Here is a 14,251-nt window from a genome sequence, read left to right on the forward strand (position 1 = left end):
TCCCCCCACGACGACCTCGGGCGCGTAGCCGGGGGACCCCGGCGTCGTCCGCGGCCGCTGCGATCGCCGCGGTCAGCTCCTCACGGGTGCCGCCGGCCGCCGCCACGAGCGAAGGGCGAAAACGTGCGGCCTGGGCGGCAAGCAGCCGCGTGTTGGCACCACCGGCGAGCACCTCCACCTCGAAGCGCTCGGGGTGGGCAGCGATGACCTGCAGGCCCTGCGTGCCGATGGACCCGGTGGAGCCGAGCAGGGTGACGCGCGTGCTCACGCGCTCTCCTCCCGACGGCTGGACTCGATGGCCTCGCGGCGGGCGAGCCGGTTGGCCCGGCGGATCTCCGCCTCGCGGAACCGCCGCTGCTCCTCGGGCGTCTCGATGGTCAGCTCGGGGACGTGACGGGTCCCCCCTTCGGCATCGACGGCGACGAAGACGAGGTAGGCGCTCGCGACGTGGACGCGCTCGGTGACGGCGTCCCAGCGGTCGACCTCGGCCCGCACGCCGACCTCCATCGACGAGGTGCCGGCCCAGTTGACCTGTGCGCTCACGTGAAGCACGTCGCCGACGCGCACGGGGTTGAGGAAGGCCATCTCGTCCATCGCCGCCGTGACGGCCGGCCCCTGCGCGAAGCGGTTGGCCGAGACGCCGGCGGTGTCGTCGACCATCTTCATGATGTTGCCGCCGTGCACATTGCCCAGGAGGTTGGCCTCGGCCTGGGACATGACGCGGGAGAGGGTGATGCGGGTGTCGGTGGGAGTCGTCACCGCGCCATCATGACAGTGACCCGCGCCGCCACCACGACCGAAGGGAGGGCGCCGTGACCGCCGCACTGCTGTGGGGAGCGCTCGCAGGCTCGTCGCTGCTCGTCGGCGCCCTGCTCGGCGTCGCCCGCACCTGGCCGCGACGCCTCGTCGGTCTCGTCCTGGCCTTCGGTGCCGGCGCCCTCATCGCGTCCGTGGCCTTCGAGCTCGCCGAGGAAGGCGTGCGCACAGGCGGCCCTGTCCCGGTGGCGGTGGGGATCGCCCTGGGCGCTCTCGCCTTCACCGGCGGCAACCATGCGATCCAGGCCATGGGCGCCCGCCGGCACCGCGGCCATCCCGACCGGGAGGTCGACGACGCGGACGGATCGGGGGCGGGCTCGCCCTCGGCGCCTTCCTCGACGGCATCCCGGAGCAGGCCGTCCTCGGCATCGGCCTGGCCTCCGGTGGCGGAGTGAGCGTCGCGCTCCTCGTCGCGGTATGGGTCTCCAACCTGCCCGAGGGCATCGGCTCGGCCGCCGACATGCGCCGCACGGTCCCGCGCCGCTCCATCCTGCTGCTGTGGCTCGGCGTGACTGTCGTGTGCGCCCTCGCCACGCTCGGCGGCTATGCGCTGGCCGACATCTCTGGCGAGGGCGGCGCCGCCCTCATCAGCGGCTTCGCCGCCGGCGCGCTCCTCGTCATGCTCGTCGACGAGATGATCCCCGAGGCCCGGTCGGCTGCGGGTCCGATGGCGGGCCTGGTGACGGTCGTCGGCTTCGCGCTCGCGGCCGGCCTGTCCACGCTGTCCTGACCCGCCCCTCAGCGATCCGCCACCACGATGCTCAGGTCCGGGTACTCGTCGTCGAGGTCACCGAGCACGTCGAGCACGCCCGGGTCGGCGCCGCCGTGGCCCGGGCGCCACACGAGCGTCCACGGCCCCTCGTGCCGGTCGGCGACGTCGCGCAGGCAGTCCATGAGGGCGTCGAGGTTGCGCCCGAAGTGCTCGGGCAGCACGAGCGCCTCGGCGAAGCGGTCGTAGGTCTCCTCCCGCCCGGACCCGCCGTCGACGAGGTGGACGTGGTCGGTGCTGGTGACCGCGCGGGCGAGCAGCCCGTCGACCCCGGCGGCCTCGATGTGGATCACTGCCCCTCCTCGATCTGGGCGAAGCTCGCGTAGTGGTCGTCCGTGTAGTAGCGGTCGCCGTCCTGCCCGCCGACGATCCGGCGCGCGCCGCGGTCGTCCTCGCCGGGCGTCGGCACGGTGTACTCGCGGTAGTAGCCCTGCGACTGGTCGGGCAGGATCCCCTCGCGGTTGCCGAAGGTGATGCCGTCGCGGTCGTAGGGGAAGGGTCCGTCGGAGCGGATCAGCTCGAGCGTCTCGCGGCCCTCCGGCGGCAGCTGCGACTCGGCGATCGTGTCCAGCCCGGAGTCGGGAGTGGAGCCGGACTCCCCTGTGCCCGAAGGGGGTCCCCCCGCCTCGGTCTGCGAGGTCGCCGACGTCGCGGCGGAGGTGGTCGACCCGCCGGGCGAGGAGTCGCCCCCGTTGCCGCCGGAGATGACGATCCAGGCGGCGAGCAGGATCAGCAGGACTCCCCCGGCGAGCTGGAGCCGGGTGCGCCAGGTCTTCGACACGGTCAGAGCGCCAGGCCGACGTACTTGGTCTCGAGGTACTCCTCGATGCCCTCGAATCCCCCTTCGCGGCCGAAGCCGGAGTGCTTGACCCCGCCGAAGGGGGCCGAGGGGTTGGAGACGATGCCCTGGTTGATGCCGACCATGCCGAACTCGAGCGCCTCGGCGACGCGGATCGTGCGGGAGGTGTTCTCGGTGAAGACGTAGGCGACGAGGCCGTACTCGGTGGAGTTGGCCAGCGCGACGGCCTCTTCCTCGGTGCTGAAGGTCGTGATCGGCGCGACCGGGCCGAAGATCTCCTCGGTGAGCACTCGGGCGCTCGCCGGGACGTCGGTGAGCACGGTCGGCGGGTAGAACCAGCCCTTGCCCGAGGGCACCTCGCCACCGACGAGGGCGCGGGCGCCCTGCGAGACCGCGTCGTCGACGAGCTCGGCGACGCCGGTGCGCGCCTTCTCGGTGATGAGCGGGCCGACGTCGACCCCCTTCGTCGTGCCCTTGCCCATGGTCAGGGCGCCCATGCGGTCGGCCAGGGCCGCGGCGAAGTCGTCGGCGACCGACTCGTGGACGATGAAGCGGTTGGCGGCGGTGCAGGCCTCGCCGATGTTGCGCATCTTGGCGAGCATCGCGCCCTCGACGGCGCGCTCGAGGTCGGCGTCCTCGAAGACGACGAAGGGGGCATTGCCCCCGAGCTCCATCGAGGTGCGCAGCAGCTGCTCGGAGGACTGCTCGACGAGCTTCTTGCCGACCGGCGTGGAGCCGGTGAAGGTCAGCTTGCGCAGGCGCGGGTCGCGGATGATCGGCTCGCTCACCTCGCCGGAGGAGGTCGTCGGCACGACGTTGAGCACGCCGGCGGGCAGGCCGACCTCCTCGAGCAGGCGGGCCAGGGCGAGCATCGTCAGCGGTGTCTCGTGGGCCGGCTTGACGACGGTGGTGCAGCCGGCGGCGATCGCGGGGCCGATCTTGCGGGTGCCCATGGCGAGCGGGAAGTTCCACGGAGTGATGGCGAAGACCGGCCCGACGGGCTGCTTCATCGTCGTCAGGCGGGTCCCACCGCTGGGGGCGACGGCGTAGCGGCCGTGGATGCGCACGGCCTCCTCGGCGAACCAGCGGAAGAACTCACCGCCGTAGGTCACCTCGCCGCGCGCCTCGGCCAGGGGCTTGCCCATCTCGAGGGTCATGAGCATGGCGAAGGTGTCGGCCCGCTCGGTGATGAGCTCGAAGGCCGAGCGCAGGATCTCCGAGCGCACCCGCGGGTCGGTCGCGGCCCACTCGGCCTGCGCGGCGACGGCCGCGTCGAGCGCCGCCTTGCCGTCGGCGACGGTTGCGTCGGCGACCTCGACGAGGGTCTTGCCGGTGGCCGGGTCGCTCACGGCGAAGGTGGCGCCGTCACCGGCATCGCGCCACTGCCCTCCGATGTAGAGCTGAGTGGGGGCGTACTCGAGGGCTGACTTCTGCGTCACGGCTGCCATGGGGGCAACGTTACGGCCTGCCCTGAGCATGCAGTGCCCTCCGTGAAGCGGGTCAGTGACTGTAGGGCAACTCCAGGTGGACCTCACGCATCATCTCTTCGTAGGCGGCGAGCCACGACTTCGCCGTCTGCAACGCGTACGAGTCGGGCGCCTCCTCCTCAAGATCCTCGATCAAGCCGGCCAACGTGTCGCCCTGGATCAGCAGCCCCGGGAACCGCCGCTCATCATCATGAGCGAGTTGGACGTTCCCTCTTCGTCCCAAAGAGCGCAGTCCCATGTCAGCCGCCCCTCGGGAAGAAGGCGACCACCACAACCACAGCCACCAACCAACGCCGCACCACCACACGCCTCCCCAGCACTCGCCGTCGAACCCCAACAGGCCCACACACCGGCAACACCCGCAGTCTCACCCACCACAACCCCACCCACCCACCGACCCGCCGACCCCAACCTGAACAATCGGCACCACTCACGCACCACCCGCATGCAGGTTCACCCCACCCTGCGTCGGACTGGCGTAAATCCTCCGGTTTTGTCACGCTATGAGCGTTGAACTTCCAGATTTCGCCGCCGGAGGCCGCAATGACTGTCACGACCCCCTTCGCCCGGGTGCTCCTCGACCAGGCGCACAGCAGCGCGTGGTCCATCGACCCCGAGCTCGCCGAGCGGATGAACCCCGCCAACCCCGGCGACGCGAGCCTCGCCCGGGCCGCCGCGGTCCTGCGCGAGCGCGGCACCGAGGTCCTGGCCCACACCGACGGTGAGCTGACGCCGGAGGCGCTGGCCGGCACCGACGTCCTCGTCATAGCCCACCCCGCAGCCGCCTCCAGCGAGCGCGTCGCCGGCGACCTGCCGCCGGTCCTCTCCCCCGCCGAGATCACCGCCGTCACCGACCACGTGGCGAAGGGGGGCGGTCTCGTCGTCCTCGGCGAGTGCGACCACGACGCCCACGGCAACAACCTCAACGAGCTGCTGGCTCCCTTCGGCCTGAAGATCGTCTCCACGCTCGTCCACGAGCGCGCCGACGGCGGCCGCCGCCACCAGGGCAATGCGACCTGGGTCCTCGGCGAGACGAGCACCGGCCCCGGGCAGGGCGTCATGGCCGGCATCGACGAGCTGTGCTTCTACCGCGCCGGGACCATCGACGCCTCCGGCGCCCCGGGTGCCCGCGTCCTCGCCCGCACCTCCGCCACCGCCCCACCCCGCGGCCCAGCCGCTCGCCGTCACCGTGCAGCACGGCGCCGGCCGCGTCGTCGTGCTCGCGGACTCCGACCTCGTCGGGGACGACTCGATCGGTGAGCTCGACCACGAGGAGTTCTGGGTGAACCTCGTGACGTGGGCGGGGAATGGGGATGCGTCCCTTCGAGACGCTCGCCCGCAGAGCGGACTCGCTCCTCAGGGACCGGAGGTGGGGGGCAGCGACGCGTGGGTCGCGCTCAAGGCGGCCGTGGAGGAGCTGCGGCTCATGCAGACCAAGGACGGGTCGCTCGCCGACGACGCCGACCGCGAGCGGGCGACCGCGCTCGTGGCCGTCATGGCCGAGCGGATCACCGAGCTCGCGCCGCGCTTCCCGCACGACGCCGACTACCTGGCGGCGCTGCCGGTCGACCTGCAGCGCTGGGTCGACGGCGGCTTCGGGGTGCCCGACTTCCTCGACTCGCTCATGGCCTTCCGCCCCGACCGGCACCGCGTCGACGGCACGCAGCACCTCGCCGTCTTCCCGATGTACACGCAGAACGGCAACCTCGACCGGGTCTTCGAGGCCGTGCTCTTCGACGTCATGTGGCCCCAGTGGCTCGCCGACGTCGAGGCGACCTACGACAACCCGATGTTCCTGCCGGTCCGCTTCATCGACTTCACCCCCGGCTACGACACCAACTCGGCCGTCCTCTTCCCCGAGACCGTCGCCGTGCGCGAGGTGCCGAAGTTCAGCTGGGGCGCGATCTTCTGCGACCGCGAGGCCGCCCGCTTCCGTCGCGTGACCTCCGCCTCCGCGGAGGTGCTCGGCCTCGACCTGCCGCCCGAGGGCGAGCGGCTCGTCGCCTCGCAGGAGGTCGCCCAGGCGACCTTCGCGATGTGGGACCTCATCCACGACCGCACGCACAGCCACGGGGACCTCCCCTTCGACCCCTTCATGATCAAGCAGCGCATGCCCTTCTGGATGTACGCCCTCGAGGAACTGCGCTGCGACCTCAACACCTTCCGGCAGAGCGTGACGCTGGCGGAGGCGGGCCACCCCTATGCCCGCGCCGTGCAGCTGGCGATCCTCTTCGACCGGCTCTTCCGCTTCCCCGTCACCGGCGACCGGGTGCGCAACTACGACGGCCTCGGCGGGCAGCTGCTCTTCGCGTGGCTGCACAAGCGCGGGGCGATGCGCTGGACCGACAACACGCTGACCTTCGACTGGGCGCAGGTCCCGGCCGCGGTCGTCGCCCTGTCCGACGAGGTCGAGACCCTCTACCGCGAGGGCATCGACCGCTCCCGGGTCGGGCACTGGATGGCCGCGCACCAGTTCATCGCCGGCTACGTCGCGCCGCACCCAGCGTCGGCCTGGGCGAAGGGGGCCGAGCACCTGCCGCTCGACGGCCCGCCGAAGGGTCTGACCGACCTCGTGCAGCCCGACGAGTTCCCGCTCAACGTCTTCTACGAGGCGCTGCGCAAGAAGCTCGCGCCGGTCATCGAGGCCACCCGCGGCATCACCGGCACCCTCGACCCGCGCGCTGCCGAGGCCGCCGCGGCTGAGAGGATCCCCGCGTGACCGACACGACCACCCAGGCAACCCCCTTCGCCCCGATCCACGACCCGTCGAGCCGCGGCTTCGCCAGCGACAACTACGCCGGCGTGCACCCCGAGGTGCTCGCGGCGATCGTCGCGGCCAACGGCGGCCACCAGGTCGCCTACGGCGAGGACGTCTACACCGCGCGTCTGACCGAGGTGCTCTCCGAGGTCTTCGGCACGGCGGCGCAGGTCTACCCGGTCTTCAACGGCACGGGGGCCAATGTCCTTGCGCTGCAGGCGTGCACGCCGCGCTGGGGGTCGGTGCTCACGACGAGCAGCGCCCACATCCACGTCGACGAGGCCGCCGCGCCCGAGCGGGTCGGCGGGCTCAAGGTCAACGTCATCGACACCCCCGACGGCAAGCTGACGCCCGAGCTCATCCGCGCCTACCCGGCCCGGGTCGGCGACGAGCACTTCGCCCAGGTCGGCGTCGTCTCGATCACCAACTCCACCGAGGTCGGCACCGTCTACACGCCGCCGAGATCCGCGCGATCGCCGACCTCGTCCACGAGATGGGGTGGGTGCTGCACCTCGACGGCTCGCGCCTGTCCAATGCGGCGGCCGCCCTGGGGGTCGAGCTGCGTGAGCTGACGACTGACGCCGGCGTCGACATCCTGTCGCTCGGCGGGACCAAGATCGGCGCGATGCTCGCCGAGGCGGTCTCGTCCTCTCCCCCGACCGGGTGACCGGCGCGACCTTCCTGCGCAAGCAGTCGATGCAGCTGGCGAGCAAGATGCGCTTCGTCTCGGCGCAGCTGCTCGCGATCTTCGAGGGCGACCTGTGGCGGCGCAATGCCGAGCACGCCAACGCAATGGCCCGGCGCCTCGCCGACGGCGTCGCCGACATCGAGGGCATCACCCTGCCCACCGAGGTCGAGGCCAATGCCGTCTTCCCGATCCTCGCCCGGGAGTCGAGCGAGCGGCTCATGGAGTCCTTCCGCTTCTACTTCTGGGACGAGACGACCGGTCAGGTGCGCTGGATGTGCGCCTGGGACACGACCGAGAGCGACGTCGATACCTTCGTCGACGCGGTGCGCGCCGAGCTGTCCTGAGGCGCACCCGACCCCGGACGCGGGTTCCGGGTGGACCTGTGCAATTGCTCACAGATGGCGTGTTCTTCAGGTTCCGTTCAGACTCGTCCACTATCCCTAGAGGGTGGCCCGCCTCCCTCGACTGACCAGCGCACCGGTCCTCGCCGGTGCGCTCGTCGTGTTCACGCTGCTGGCAGCGGGCCCACTCCAGCCCTATGACGAGCGCTTCCAGGGCTACTGGGCCAAGCGCTACACGCCCAACTGGTGGCAGTTCCTCGACTCGGTGCCCAATGCCGTCGCCGGTCAGGCGGTCTGCCTGCCGGTCCTGCTCGCGGTCGCCCTCGTGCTCGCCTGGCGCCACCGCACCTGGCACCCGCTGGCGATCGTCGCCGCGGCCGAGGTCGGCTTCTACGTCGGCATCGGCGGGATGAAGGTCCTGCTCGGTCGCTCGGCACCCATCCACGGCACCGGTGGTGGCTTCTGGGACGGCGGCCCGATTGCCCACGGCTTGTACGGCATCGCCTACCCCTCCGGCCACGCCGCCGAGGCGGTCCTCATCTACGGCGCCGCGGCCTACCTGATCCTCGCCTACGCCGGCCCCGACACCCGGCTGCGTCGGCGCCTGACCTGGCTCGTCACGCTCATCGCGCTGCAGGCGATCGTCGTCGCCTTCTACCTCGGCTTCCACTGGCCCACCGACCTCGTCGCCGGGCTGCTCGCCGGTGGACTCGTGCTGCGCCTCATCGTCAACGGCGACCGTGCGCTCACCCGGCGGGGCCTCCCCTTCGGCTGGAGCTACGACCTGCCGGGCCGCCGTGGCCGCGACAGCGAGCCCGAGGTCGCCCCGGCGCCGACCCCGCGCCCCCAGCCGTCCCGGTGCCGGCGGCGGTGTGGCTGCGCACGCACCCCTTCGACCTGCCGAAGCCCACCGTGCACAGCCTGCGCCCGCTCACCGCGCAGTGGTCGGTGCGCACCCCCGGCACGCCCACTCACCGGCGCCCCGAGCGCGAGCTCCAGCTCCACTGAATCTTCGCCGCGACCCACATGGTTGTGAGTTGAACCGGTAGGTCCGGAAGCCGACAGGTAGCTGGTGGGGGCTGCCGGCTCCCCCGGCTACCACTTCACGACACAACCATCGATGAGGTCAGTCGGGGCTGCGGTTGGGGGCGGCCGGGTCCCGCTCCTCGATCCCCCACGGCGAGCCGTAGCCCTGCGGGGCGGGGGCGGCGAGCAGCTCGAGGAAGGGCCGCGCGTCGAAGGCCTCCGGCCCCTTGGCCCCCGGGGCCGACCAGACGCCCGTCGCGAGCAGCTCGAGCGCGACGACGGGGTTGATCGCCGTCTGCCACACGACCGCCTGGGCATCGTAGTCGCGCATCGAGACCTCGTTGTCGGCCACGTGGTAGAGGTAGACCGCCCGCGCGCGCCGTCCTTGGTCCCCGTGACGAGCAGCCCGGCACAGGTCTTGCCGGTCATCCGCGGACCGATCGTCGCCGGGTCGGGCAGCACGGCCGCGACGACGTCGCGCGGGCTGACCTGCACGCCCTTGACGTCGACCGGGTCGGTCGAGTCCAGGCCGAGCTCGTGGAGCATCCGCAGCATCGAGATCATCTGCTCGCCGAGGCCGTACTTGAAGGTCACCTTGCCCGCGTCGACCCACCGCGGCATGAGGAGCACCTCCTCGTGCTCGACGTGGACGCACTCCACCGGCCCGATCCCCTCGGGGAAGTCGAAGATCTCCGGCTCGGCGAAGGGAGGCATCGTCGCGAAGCCCGCCTCGACGTCACCGCCGGCCCGCTCGCGCTCCCACACCACCGGCGGGTTGAGGCACTCCTCGATGATCGTCCACATCGAGAATCCGGGGGCGAAGACCTCGTTGCCGTCGTCGTCGTGGACGACGAGGTTGGCCCCGTCGCGGGTGCCGAGCTCGTCGATCTCGTCGAAGAGCTCGTCCGCCGCGTAGCGGGCGAAGACGTCGGAGAGCCCCGGCTCGACCCCGATGCCGAGGAGGGCGAGCCGGCCCGCCGCCTCCCACTCCCCTGCCTTGGCCAGCTGCTGGTCGCCGAGCTTGACCCCGGGCAGCTCGTGCGGCCGCTCCGGGTGCGGCGTGGACAGCGACATCGCCATGTCGAGGTAGTCGGCCCCGGCAGCGAGCGCCCCGTCGAAGATCGGCATGACGAAGCGCGGGTCGACGGCGTTGAAGACGTGCGTCGCGCCGTGCTCACGGGCCAGGGCGGTCACGGCCGCCGGGTCCGACGCATCGACCTGCGCCGCGACGAACGTTCCCTTCTCCCCCCTTCGTGCCGTCGCCGCGGCGACCGTCGTCTCGGCCCGCTCGAGCGAGTAGTCGGCCACCACCCACAGCTCGAAGAAGTCGCGCTCGGCGGCGATCTTGGCCGCCGCGTCACCGACCCCGCCGGCACCGATCATGAGCACACGCATGGGAGCCTCCCGACTCACTTCGAGGTCCGGCTGCTCGCCACCCGCTGGCCGACGACGACCAGCAGGACCGCGATGACGAAGAGCGAGAAGCCGATGACATTGGCCTGCGCGGGGATGCCGCGCAGATAGCTGACGTAGACGAACTTCGGGAAGGTGCTCGTGTCACCCGAGACGAAGTTGGTGATGATGAAGTCGTCGAAGCTCAGGCTGAAGGCGAGCATCGCGGCTCCGACGATGCCCGGCAGGACGAGCGGCAGGGTGACCCTCCAGAAGGTGTCGCCGGGGCCGGCGTAGAGGTCCTGGGCCGCCTCCTCCATGCGCGGGTCGAGGCTCTGCAGCCGGGCCCGCACGGTGACGACGACGAAGCTCAGGCAGAACATGATGTGGGCGATGACGATCGTCCAGAAGCCCAGCCGCAGGCCCACCTGCGAGAAGCCCTGCACGAAGATCGTCAGCAGGCTCGCGCCGAGGACGATCTCGGGCGTGGCCATCGGCACGAAGACGAGCAGGTCGCTCGCCGCCTTGCCCCGGAAGCGGTGCCGCACCATCGCGAAGGCGATCATCGTGCCGAGCACGGTGGCGACGAAGGTCGCGAGCAGCCCCACCTGCAGCGAGGTGACGAGGGAGTCGCAGATGCCGGGAGCGCCGCACGGGTTCTCCCAGTGCTTGAGCGTCGGGCCGGCGTTGGAGTTCCACGTGATGTTGGACTTGCGGTAGTCGTTGAAGCTGAAGATGAAGGTGTAGAGGACCGGCAGGAAGAGGTAGAAGAGCACGAGGATCGCGGCGATCATCGCGAAGCGGTCGCCGATCCAGCGGGTCACGGTGCGCATCTCAGACCAGCTCCTCGGTGCCGAAGCGGCGGACGTAGAAGAAGACGAGGACGAGGATCATCGCCATGAGCGTGAAGCTCAGCGCCGCGGCCGTGTCGTAGCCGCCGGGCACCTTGAAGAACTGGCTCTCGATGACGTTGCCGACCATCTTGGTACTTCGGTCGGAGCCGAGGAGCTCGGCGTTGACGTAGTCGCCGGAGGCGGGGATGAAGGTGAGCAGCGTGCCGGCGAGCACACCCGGCATCGACATCGGCAGGGTCACCCGGGCGAAGGTCGTCATGCCGTTGGCGTAGAGGTCGCCACCGGCCTCGATGACCCGCGGGTCGGCCCGCTCGAGCGAGGCGTAGATCGGCAGCACCATGAAGGGCAGGAAGTTGTAGGTCAGGCCGGCCACGACCGCCACCCACGTCTCGGTGATCCGCCCGCCGGGCAGCATGTGCAGCGTCGTGAGCACGCTGACGACGATCCCGTCGTCGGCAAGGATCTGCCGCCAGGCGATCGTGCGCAGGATGAAGGAGGTGAAGAAGGGCGCGATGACGCAGATGAGCATCACCGGGCGCCACCGGCCGGCCTTGAAGGCCATCGCGTAGGCGAGCGGGTAGGCCAGGACGAAGGCGAAGAAGGTCGCCAGCGCGCCGAAGAGCAGCGAGCGCAGCATGTGCGGCCAGAACTCCACGAGCGCGTCGACGTAATTGCCGAAGTTGACGTCGCGGTAGTAGTAGCCGGGCACGCCCGGGTAGTCGCTCTGCAGGCTGACGGTGAAGAGCTGGACGACCGGCAGACGAAGAAGACGACGAGCCACAGCACGCCCGGCAGGAGCAGCAGGTAGGCGATCCGGCGGGAGCGCCGGCCCTCGACGACGTCGGGATCCGTTGCAGGCGAAGGGGGTCCGCCCGCCGTAGCAGTGGTCACGACGTCTCCCCCGTGGCGACGAAGGCCTTGTCCGGCGCCCCCTCGGGCAGGTCGTCGGCGGCGACGACGAAGGCGTGCGCGGGGTCCCACGACAGCCAGACCTCGTCGCCCGGCCGGGTGGACTGCGGCTCGACGTCGAGATTTTGCTCGTAGACCGACCACTGGCCGCCCGAGGGCACCGTGACGAGGTACTGGGTGGCGACGCCGGTGAAGGAGACGTCGGTGACCGTCGCCCGCACGTCGTTCCCTGCCGACTCGGGCCGAAGGGGGTGCAGCCGCACCTTTTCGGGACGGACGCCGAAGAGCACCTGTCCCTCGGTCACCGCGGCCCGCGAGCGCGGCACCCGCACGGTCGTGCCCGCCGCGTCGGCGACGAGGTGGTCACCGTCGCTGCCGGTGACCGTCGCGGGCACGAGGTTGGACTGCCCGACGAAGCCGGCGACGAAGGCGGTGCCCGGCAGGTCGTAGAGCTCCTCGGGGGCACCCATCTGCTCGATGCGCCCCTTGTTCATCACCGCGACCGTGTCGGCCATCGTCATGGCCTCCTCCTGGTCGTGGGTGACGTGGATGAAGGTCAGGCCGACCTCGGTCTGGATCCGCTTGAGCTCGACCTGCATCTGGCGCCGCAGCTTCAGGTCGAGGGCACCGAGCGGCTCGTCGAGCAGCAGCACCTCCGGGCGGTTGACGATCGCCCGGGCGAGGGCCACGCGCTGCTGCTGGCCGCCGGAGAGCTGCGCGGGGCGACGCCCGGCGAGGTGGGCCATCTGGACCAGCTCGAGCGCCTCGTCGGCGAGGCGGACTGCGTCACCCTCGCCGCGGCGCTTCGGTCCGAAGGCGACGTTGTCGCGGATGCTCAGGTGCGGGAAGAGCGCATAGCTCTGGAAGACGGTGTTGACCGGGCGCTCGTAGGGACGTGAGCCGGTGAGGTCGGTGTCGCCGATGAGCACCCTTCCGGCAGAGGGCTGCTCGAGGCCGGCCACCATCCGCAGGGTCGTCGTCTTGCCGCAGCCCGAGGGGCCGAGCAGGGCGAAGAAGGAACCGCGCGGCACCCGCAGGTCGAGGTCGTCGACGGCGGTGAAGTCCCCGAAAGTCTTCGTCACCGATTCCAGGACGAGATCCCCCTTCGCCTCGCGGACACCACCGGCCGAGGATCGTGTGAAGAGGCCCATCAGTTGCCCACCGCCTTCGCCCACAGCGCGCTGTAGTCCGCGTCCTCCTGGGAGGACAGTGCCCTGAAGCCGACGATGTCGTGGTCGGCGATGTAGTCCTCGCTCGGGAAGATGAAGGGCGACTCCGCGAGGTCGGGGTCGATCTTTTCCATCTCCGCCCGGGCGCCCTCGACGGGGCAGATGTAGTTGACCCACGCGGCGACCTCGGCGGCCACCTCGGGGTCGTAGTAGTAGTCCATGACCTGCTGGGCATTGCGCCGGTGGTGGCTCGTGATCGGCACCATGAGGTTGTCGCTCCAGAGCATCCCGCCGGACTCGGGGATGACGAACTCCCAGTCGTCGTCCTCGGTCTCGGCCCGCAGGACGAAGAGGTCACCGGACCAGACGATGCCGGCCACGGCATTGCCGCTCTTGAGGTCGTTGAGATAGCTGTTGCCCTTGATCCGGCGGATGTAGCCCTCGGTGAGGCGCTTGTCGACCTCACCGATCGCCGCCTCGAAGGCGGCCTGGTCGAAGTCACCGGAGGGGTCGACGCCCTGCGACTGCATGATCAGGCCGAGGGTGTCGCGGAACTCGCTGAGCACCGAGATGCGGCCCTTGAGGTCGTCGGCCCACAGGTCCTCGATCGCCTTGAGCTCCCGGCCGACCTTGCCCTTGTGGTAGCCGATGCCGGCGAAGCCGGACTGCCAGGTCAGGGAGTACTGCCGCCCGGGGTCGAAGGAGACGTCCTTGAGCGGGGCCAGGAGGTTGCTCGCATTGGGCATCTGGATCAGCTCGAGCGGCTGGCACAGCCCCTCGCGGATGATCCGGTTGGTCATCCAGTCGGTGAAGGTGAAGATGTCGCGGTTGATGTCCTGCTTGGCCGCAGCTGCGGCGCGATCTTGTTGAAGTAGGTGTCGTTGTCGTCGACGTCCTCGGTGTAGGAGACCGTGATCCCGCTCTCCTTCTCGAAGGCGGTGAGCGTCGGATAGGTCTTGCCCGCGTCGTCCATGTCGAGATAGGCGGTCCAGTTGGCCCACCGGACGACCTTCTCCTGGTCCGAGAGGTCCTTGGGGAGCTCCACCGCCGCCGTCCCTCCCCCGGCCGGCGGCTTCGGCGGCGCGCACGCCCCGAGGACGCTGGCACCGACACCGAGGCCGGCGAGGCCGAGCACGTCACGGCGGCTCGGGGAGAGCCGGCGCCGTGAGCGGGCGGAGGCCTGCGCGGCCCGGATCAGCTCGGCGGTTCTGGGGTCGGCGGGACGCCGAAAGCGGTCCATGTC

At 70.8% G+C, this 14,251-nt stretch carries 15 protein-coding genes and 3 pseudogenes; 6 read left to right on the forward strand and 12 right to left on the reverse strand.

All coding sequences use genetic code 11. The features are described 5' to 3' along the window. Together AC2W7J_RS01690 and AC2W7J_RS01695 are read right to left on the reverse strand one after the other, a co-directional pair. A pseudogene (locus tag AC2W7J_RS01690) lies at positions 1–268 on the reverse strand (hypothetical protein); the annotation flags it as partial. Continuing rightward, a complete protein-coding gene (locus AC2W7J_RS01695; protein ID WP_485981186.1) occupies positions 265–759 on the reverse strand; it encodes an acyl-CoA thioesterase in 495 nt (164 codons plus the stop codon). The gene AC2W7J_RS01695 and the pseudogene AC2W7J_RS01690, both read right to left, overlap by 4 nt. A gap of 53 nt (positions 760–812) precedes the next feature. On the opposite strand from AC2W7J_RS01695, the gene AC2W7J_RS01700 reads away from it, so the two are divergent. Together AC2W7J_RS01700 and AC2W7J_RS01705 are read left to right on the forward strand one after the other, a co-directional pair. After that, positions 813–1,211 (forward strand): hypothetical protein, encoded by a 399-nt coding sequence (locus AC2W7J_RS01700; RefSeq protein ID WP_485981188.1) that lies wholly within the window; start codon positions 813–815, stop codon positions 1,209–1,211. Further along, positions 1,208–1,546 (forward strand): ZIP family metal transporter, encoded by a 339-nt coding sequence (locus AC2W7J_RS01705; protein WP_485981189.1) that lies wholly within the window; start codon positions 1,208–1,210, stop codon positions 1,544–1,546. Before AC2W7J_RS01700 ends, AC2W7J_RS01705 begins: the two co-directional genes overlap by 4 nt. Positions 1,547–1,554: 8 nt before the next feature. Here the strand turns inward: AC2W7J_RS01705 and AC2W7J_RS01710 are convergent, their stop codons facing one another. The 4 genes from AC2W7J_RS01710 to AC2W7J_RS01725 are packed head-to-tail and all read right to left on the reverse strand — an operon-like array spanning position 1,555 to position 4,109. Continuing rightward, on the reverse strand, positions 1,555–1,878 hold the full coding sequence (locus AC2W7J_RS01710; protein ID WP_255185803.1) for a barstar family protein: 324 nt from the start codon (positions 1,876–1,878) through the stop codon (positions 1,555–1,557). After that, positions 1,875–2,366, reverse strand: a complete 492-nt coding sequence (locus tag AC2W7J_RS01715) for a guanyl-specific ribonuclease (protein ID WP_485981191.1) — start codon at positions 2,364–2,366, stop codon at positions 1,875–1,877. Before AC2W7J_RS01715 ends, AC2W7J_RS01710 begins: the two co-directional genes overlap by 4 nt. Positions 2,367–2,368: 2 nt before the next feature. Further along, positions 2,369–3,832: an NAD-dependent succinate-semialdehyde dehydrogenase gene (locus tag AC2W7J_RS01720; RefSeq protein ID WP_485981193.1), complete on the reverse strand. Its 1,464-nt coding sequence runs from the start codon at positions 3,830–3,832 to the stop codon at positions 2,369–2,371. A 52-nt stretch (positions 3,833–3,884) separates the two neighbouring features. After that, on the reverse strand, positions 3,885–4,109 hold the full coding sequence (locus tag AC2W7J_RS01725; RefSeq protein ID WP_255185800.1) for a DUF6959 family protein: 225 nt from the start codon (positions 4,107–4,109) through the stop codon (positions 3,885–3,887). A gap of 305 nt (positions 4,110–4,414) precedes the next feature. On the opposite strand from AC2W7J_RS01725, the gene AC2W7J_RS01730 reads away from it, so the two are divergent. The 4 genes and pseudogenes from AC2W7J_RS01730 to AC2W7J_RS01745 all read left to right on the forward strand — a co-directional run bounded on the left by AC2W7J_RS01730 (position 4,415) and on the right by AC2W7J_RS01745 (position 8,694). Then, entirely contained in the window at positions 4,415–5,131 is a 717-nt protein-coding gene (locus AC2W7J_RS01730; RefSeq protein WP_485981195.1) for a hypothetical protein, read from the forward strand. Between the two features lie 109 nt (positions 5,132–5,240). Then, positions 5,241–6,590, forward strand: a complete 1,350-nt coding sequence (locus AC2W7J_RS01735) for a DUF6421 family protein (RefSeq protein ID WP_485981196.1) — start codon at positions 5,241–5,243, stop codon at positions 6,588–6,590. Further along, positions 6,587–7,661, forward strand: a pseudogene (locus AC2W7J_RS01740) (threonine aldolase family protein). The gene AC2W7J_RS01735 and the pseudogene AC2W7J_RS01740 overlap by 4 nt, the downstream one beginning before the upstream one ends. A gap of 103 nt (positions 7,662–7,764) precedes the next feature. Next, positions 7,765–8,694, forward strand: a complete 930-nt coding sequence (locus AC2W7J_RS01745; RefSeq protein WP_485981198.1) for a phosphatase PAP2 family protein — start codon at positions 7,765–7,767, stop codon at positions 8,692–8,694. Between the two features lie 90 nt (positions 8,695–8,784). On the opposite strand, the pseudogene AC2W7J_RS01750 reads toward AC2W7J_RS01745, so the two are convergent. The 6 genes and pseudogenes from AC2W7J_RS01750 to AC2W7J_RS01775 all read right to left on the reverse strand — a co-directional run bounded on the left by AC2W7J_RS01750 (position 8,785) and on the right by AC2W7J_RS01775 (position 14,248). Further along, a pseudogene (locus tag AC2W7J_RS01750) lies at positions 8,785–10,079 on the reverse strand (saccharopine dehydrogenase family protein). A 14-nt stretch (positions 10,080–10,093) separates the two neighbouring features. After that, positions 10,094–10,909, reverse strand: coding sequence for an ABC transporter permease (locus AC2W7J_RS01755; RefSeq protein ID WP_485981200.1), 816 nt, complete (start codon positions 10,907–10,909; stop codon positions 10,094–10,096). 1 nt (position 10,910) lies between these two features. Continuing rightward, entirely contained in the window at positions 10,911–11,711 is an 801-nt protein-coding gene (locus AC2W7J_RS01760; RefSeq protein ID WP_485981202.1) for an ABC transporter permease, read from the reverse strand. A 106-nt stretch (positions 11,712–11,817) separates the two neighbouring features. Next, the gene (locus AC2W7J_RS01765; RefSeq protein ID WP_485981204.1) at positions 11,818–12,990 is read right to left on the reverse strand and encodes an ABC transporter ATP-binding protein; all 1,173 of its coding nucleotides are present in this window, start codon (positions 12,988–12,990) and stop codon (positions 11,818–11,820) included. Next, positions 12,990–13,808 (reverse strand): polyamine ABC transporter substrate-binding protein, encoded by an 819-nt coding sequence (locus AC2W7J_RS01770; protein WP_485981206.1) that lies wholly within the window; start codon positions 13,806–13,808, stop codon positions 12,990–12,992. The genes AC2W7J_RS01765 and AC2W7J_RS01770 overlap by 1 nt, the downstream gene beginning before the upstream one ends. Then, positions 13,805–14,248 (reverse strand): twin-arginine translocation signal domain-containing protein, encoded by a 444-nt coding sequence (locus AC2W7J_RS01775; RefSeq protein WP_485981208.1) that lies wholly within the window; start codon positions 14,246–14,248, stop codon positions 13,805–13,807. The genes AC2W7J_RS01770 and AC2W7J_RS01775 overlap by 4 nt, the downstream gene beginning before the upstream one ends. Between the last annotated feature and the right edge of the window lie 3 nt (positions 14,249–14,251).

Source organism: Janibacter sp. CFPM2_SD2, assembly GCF_057364645.1.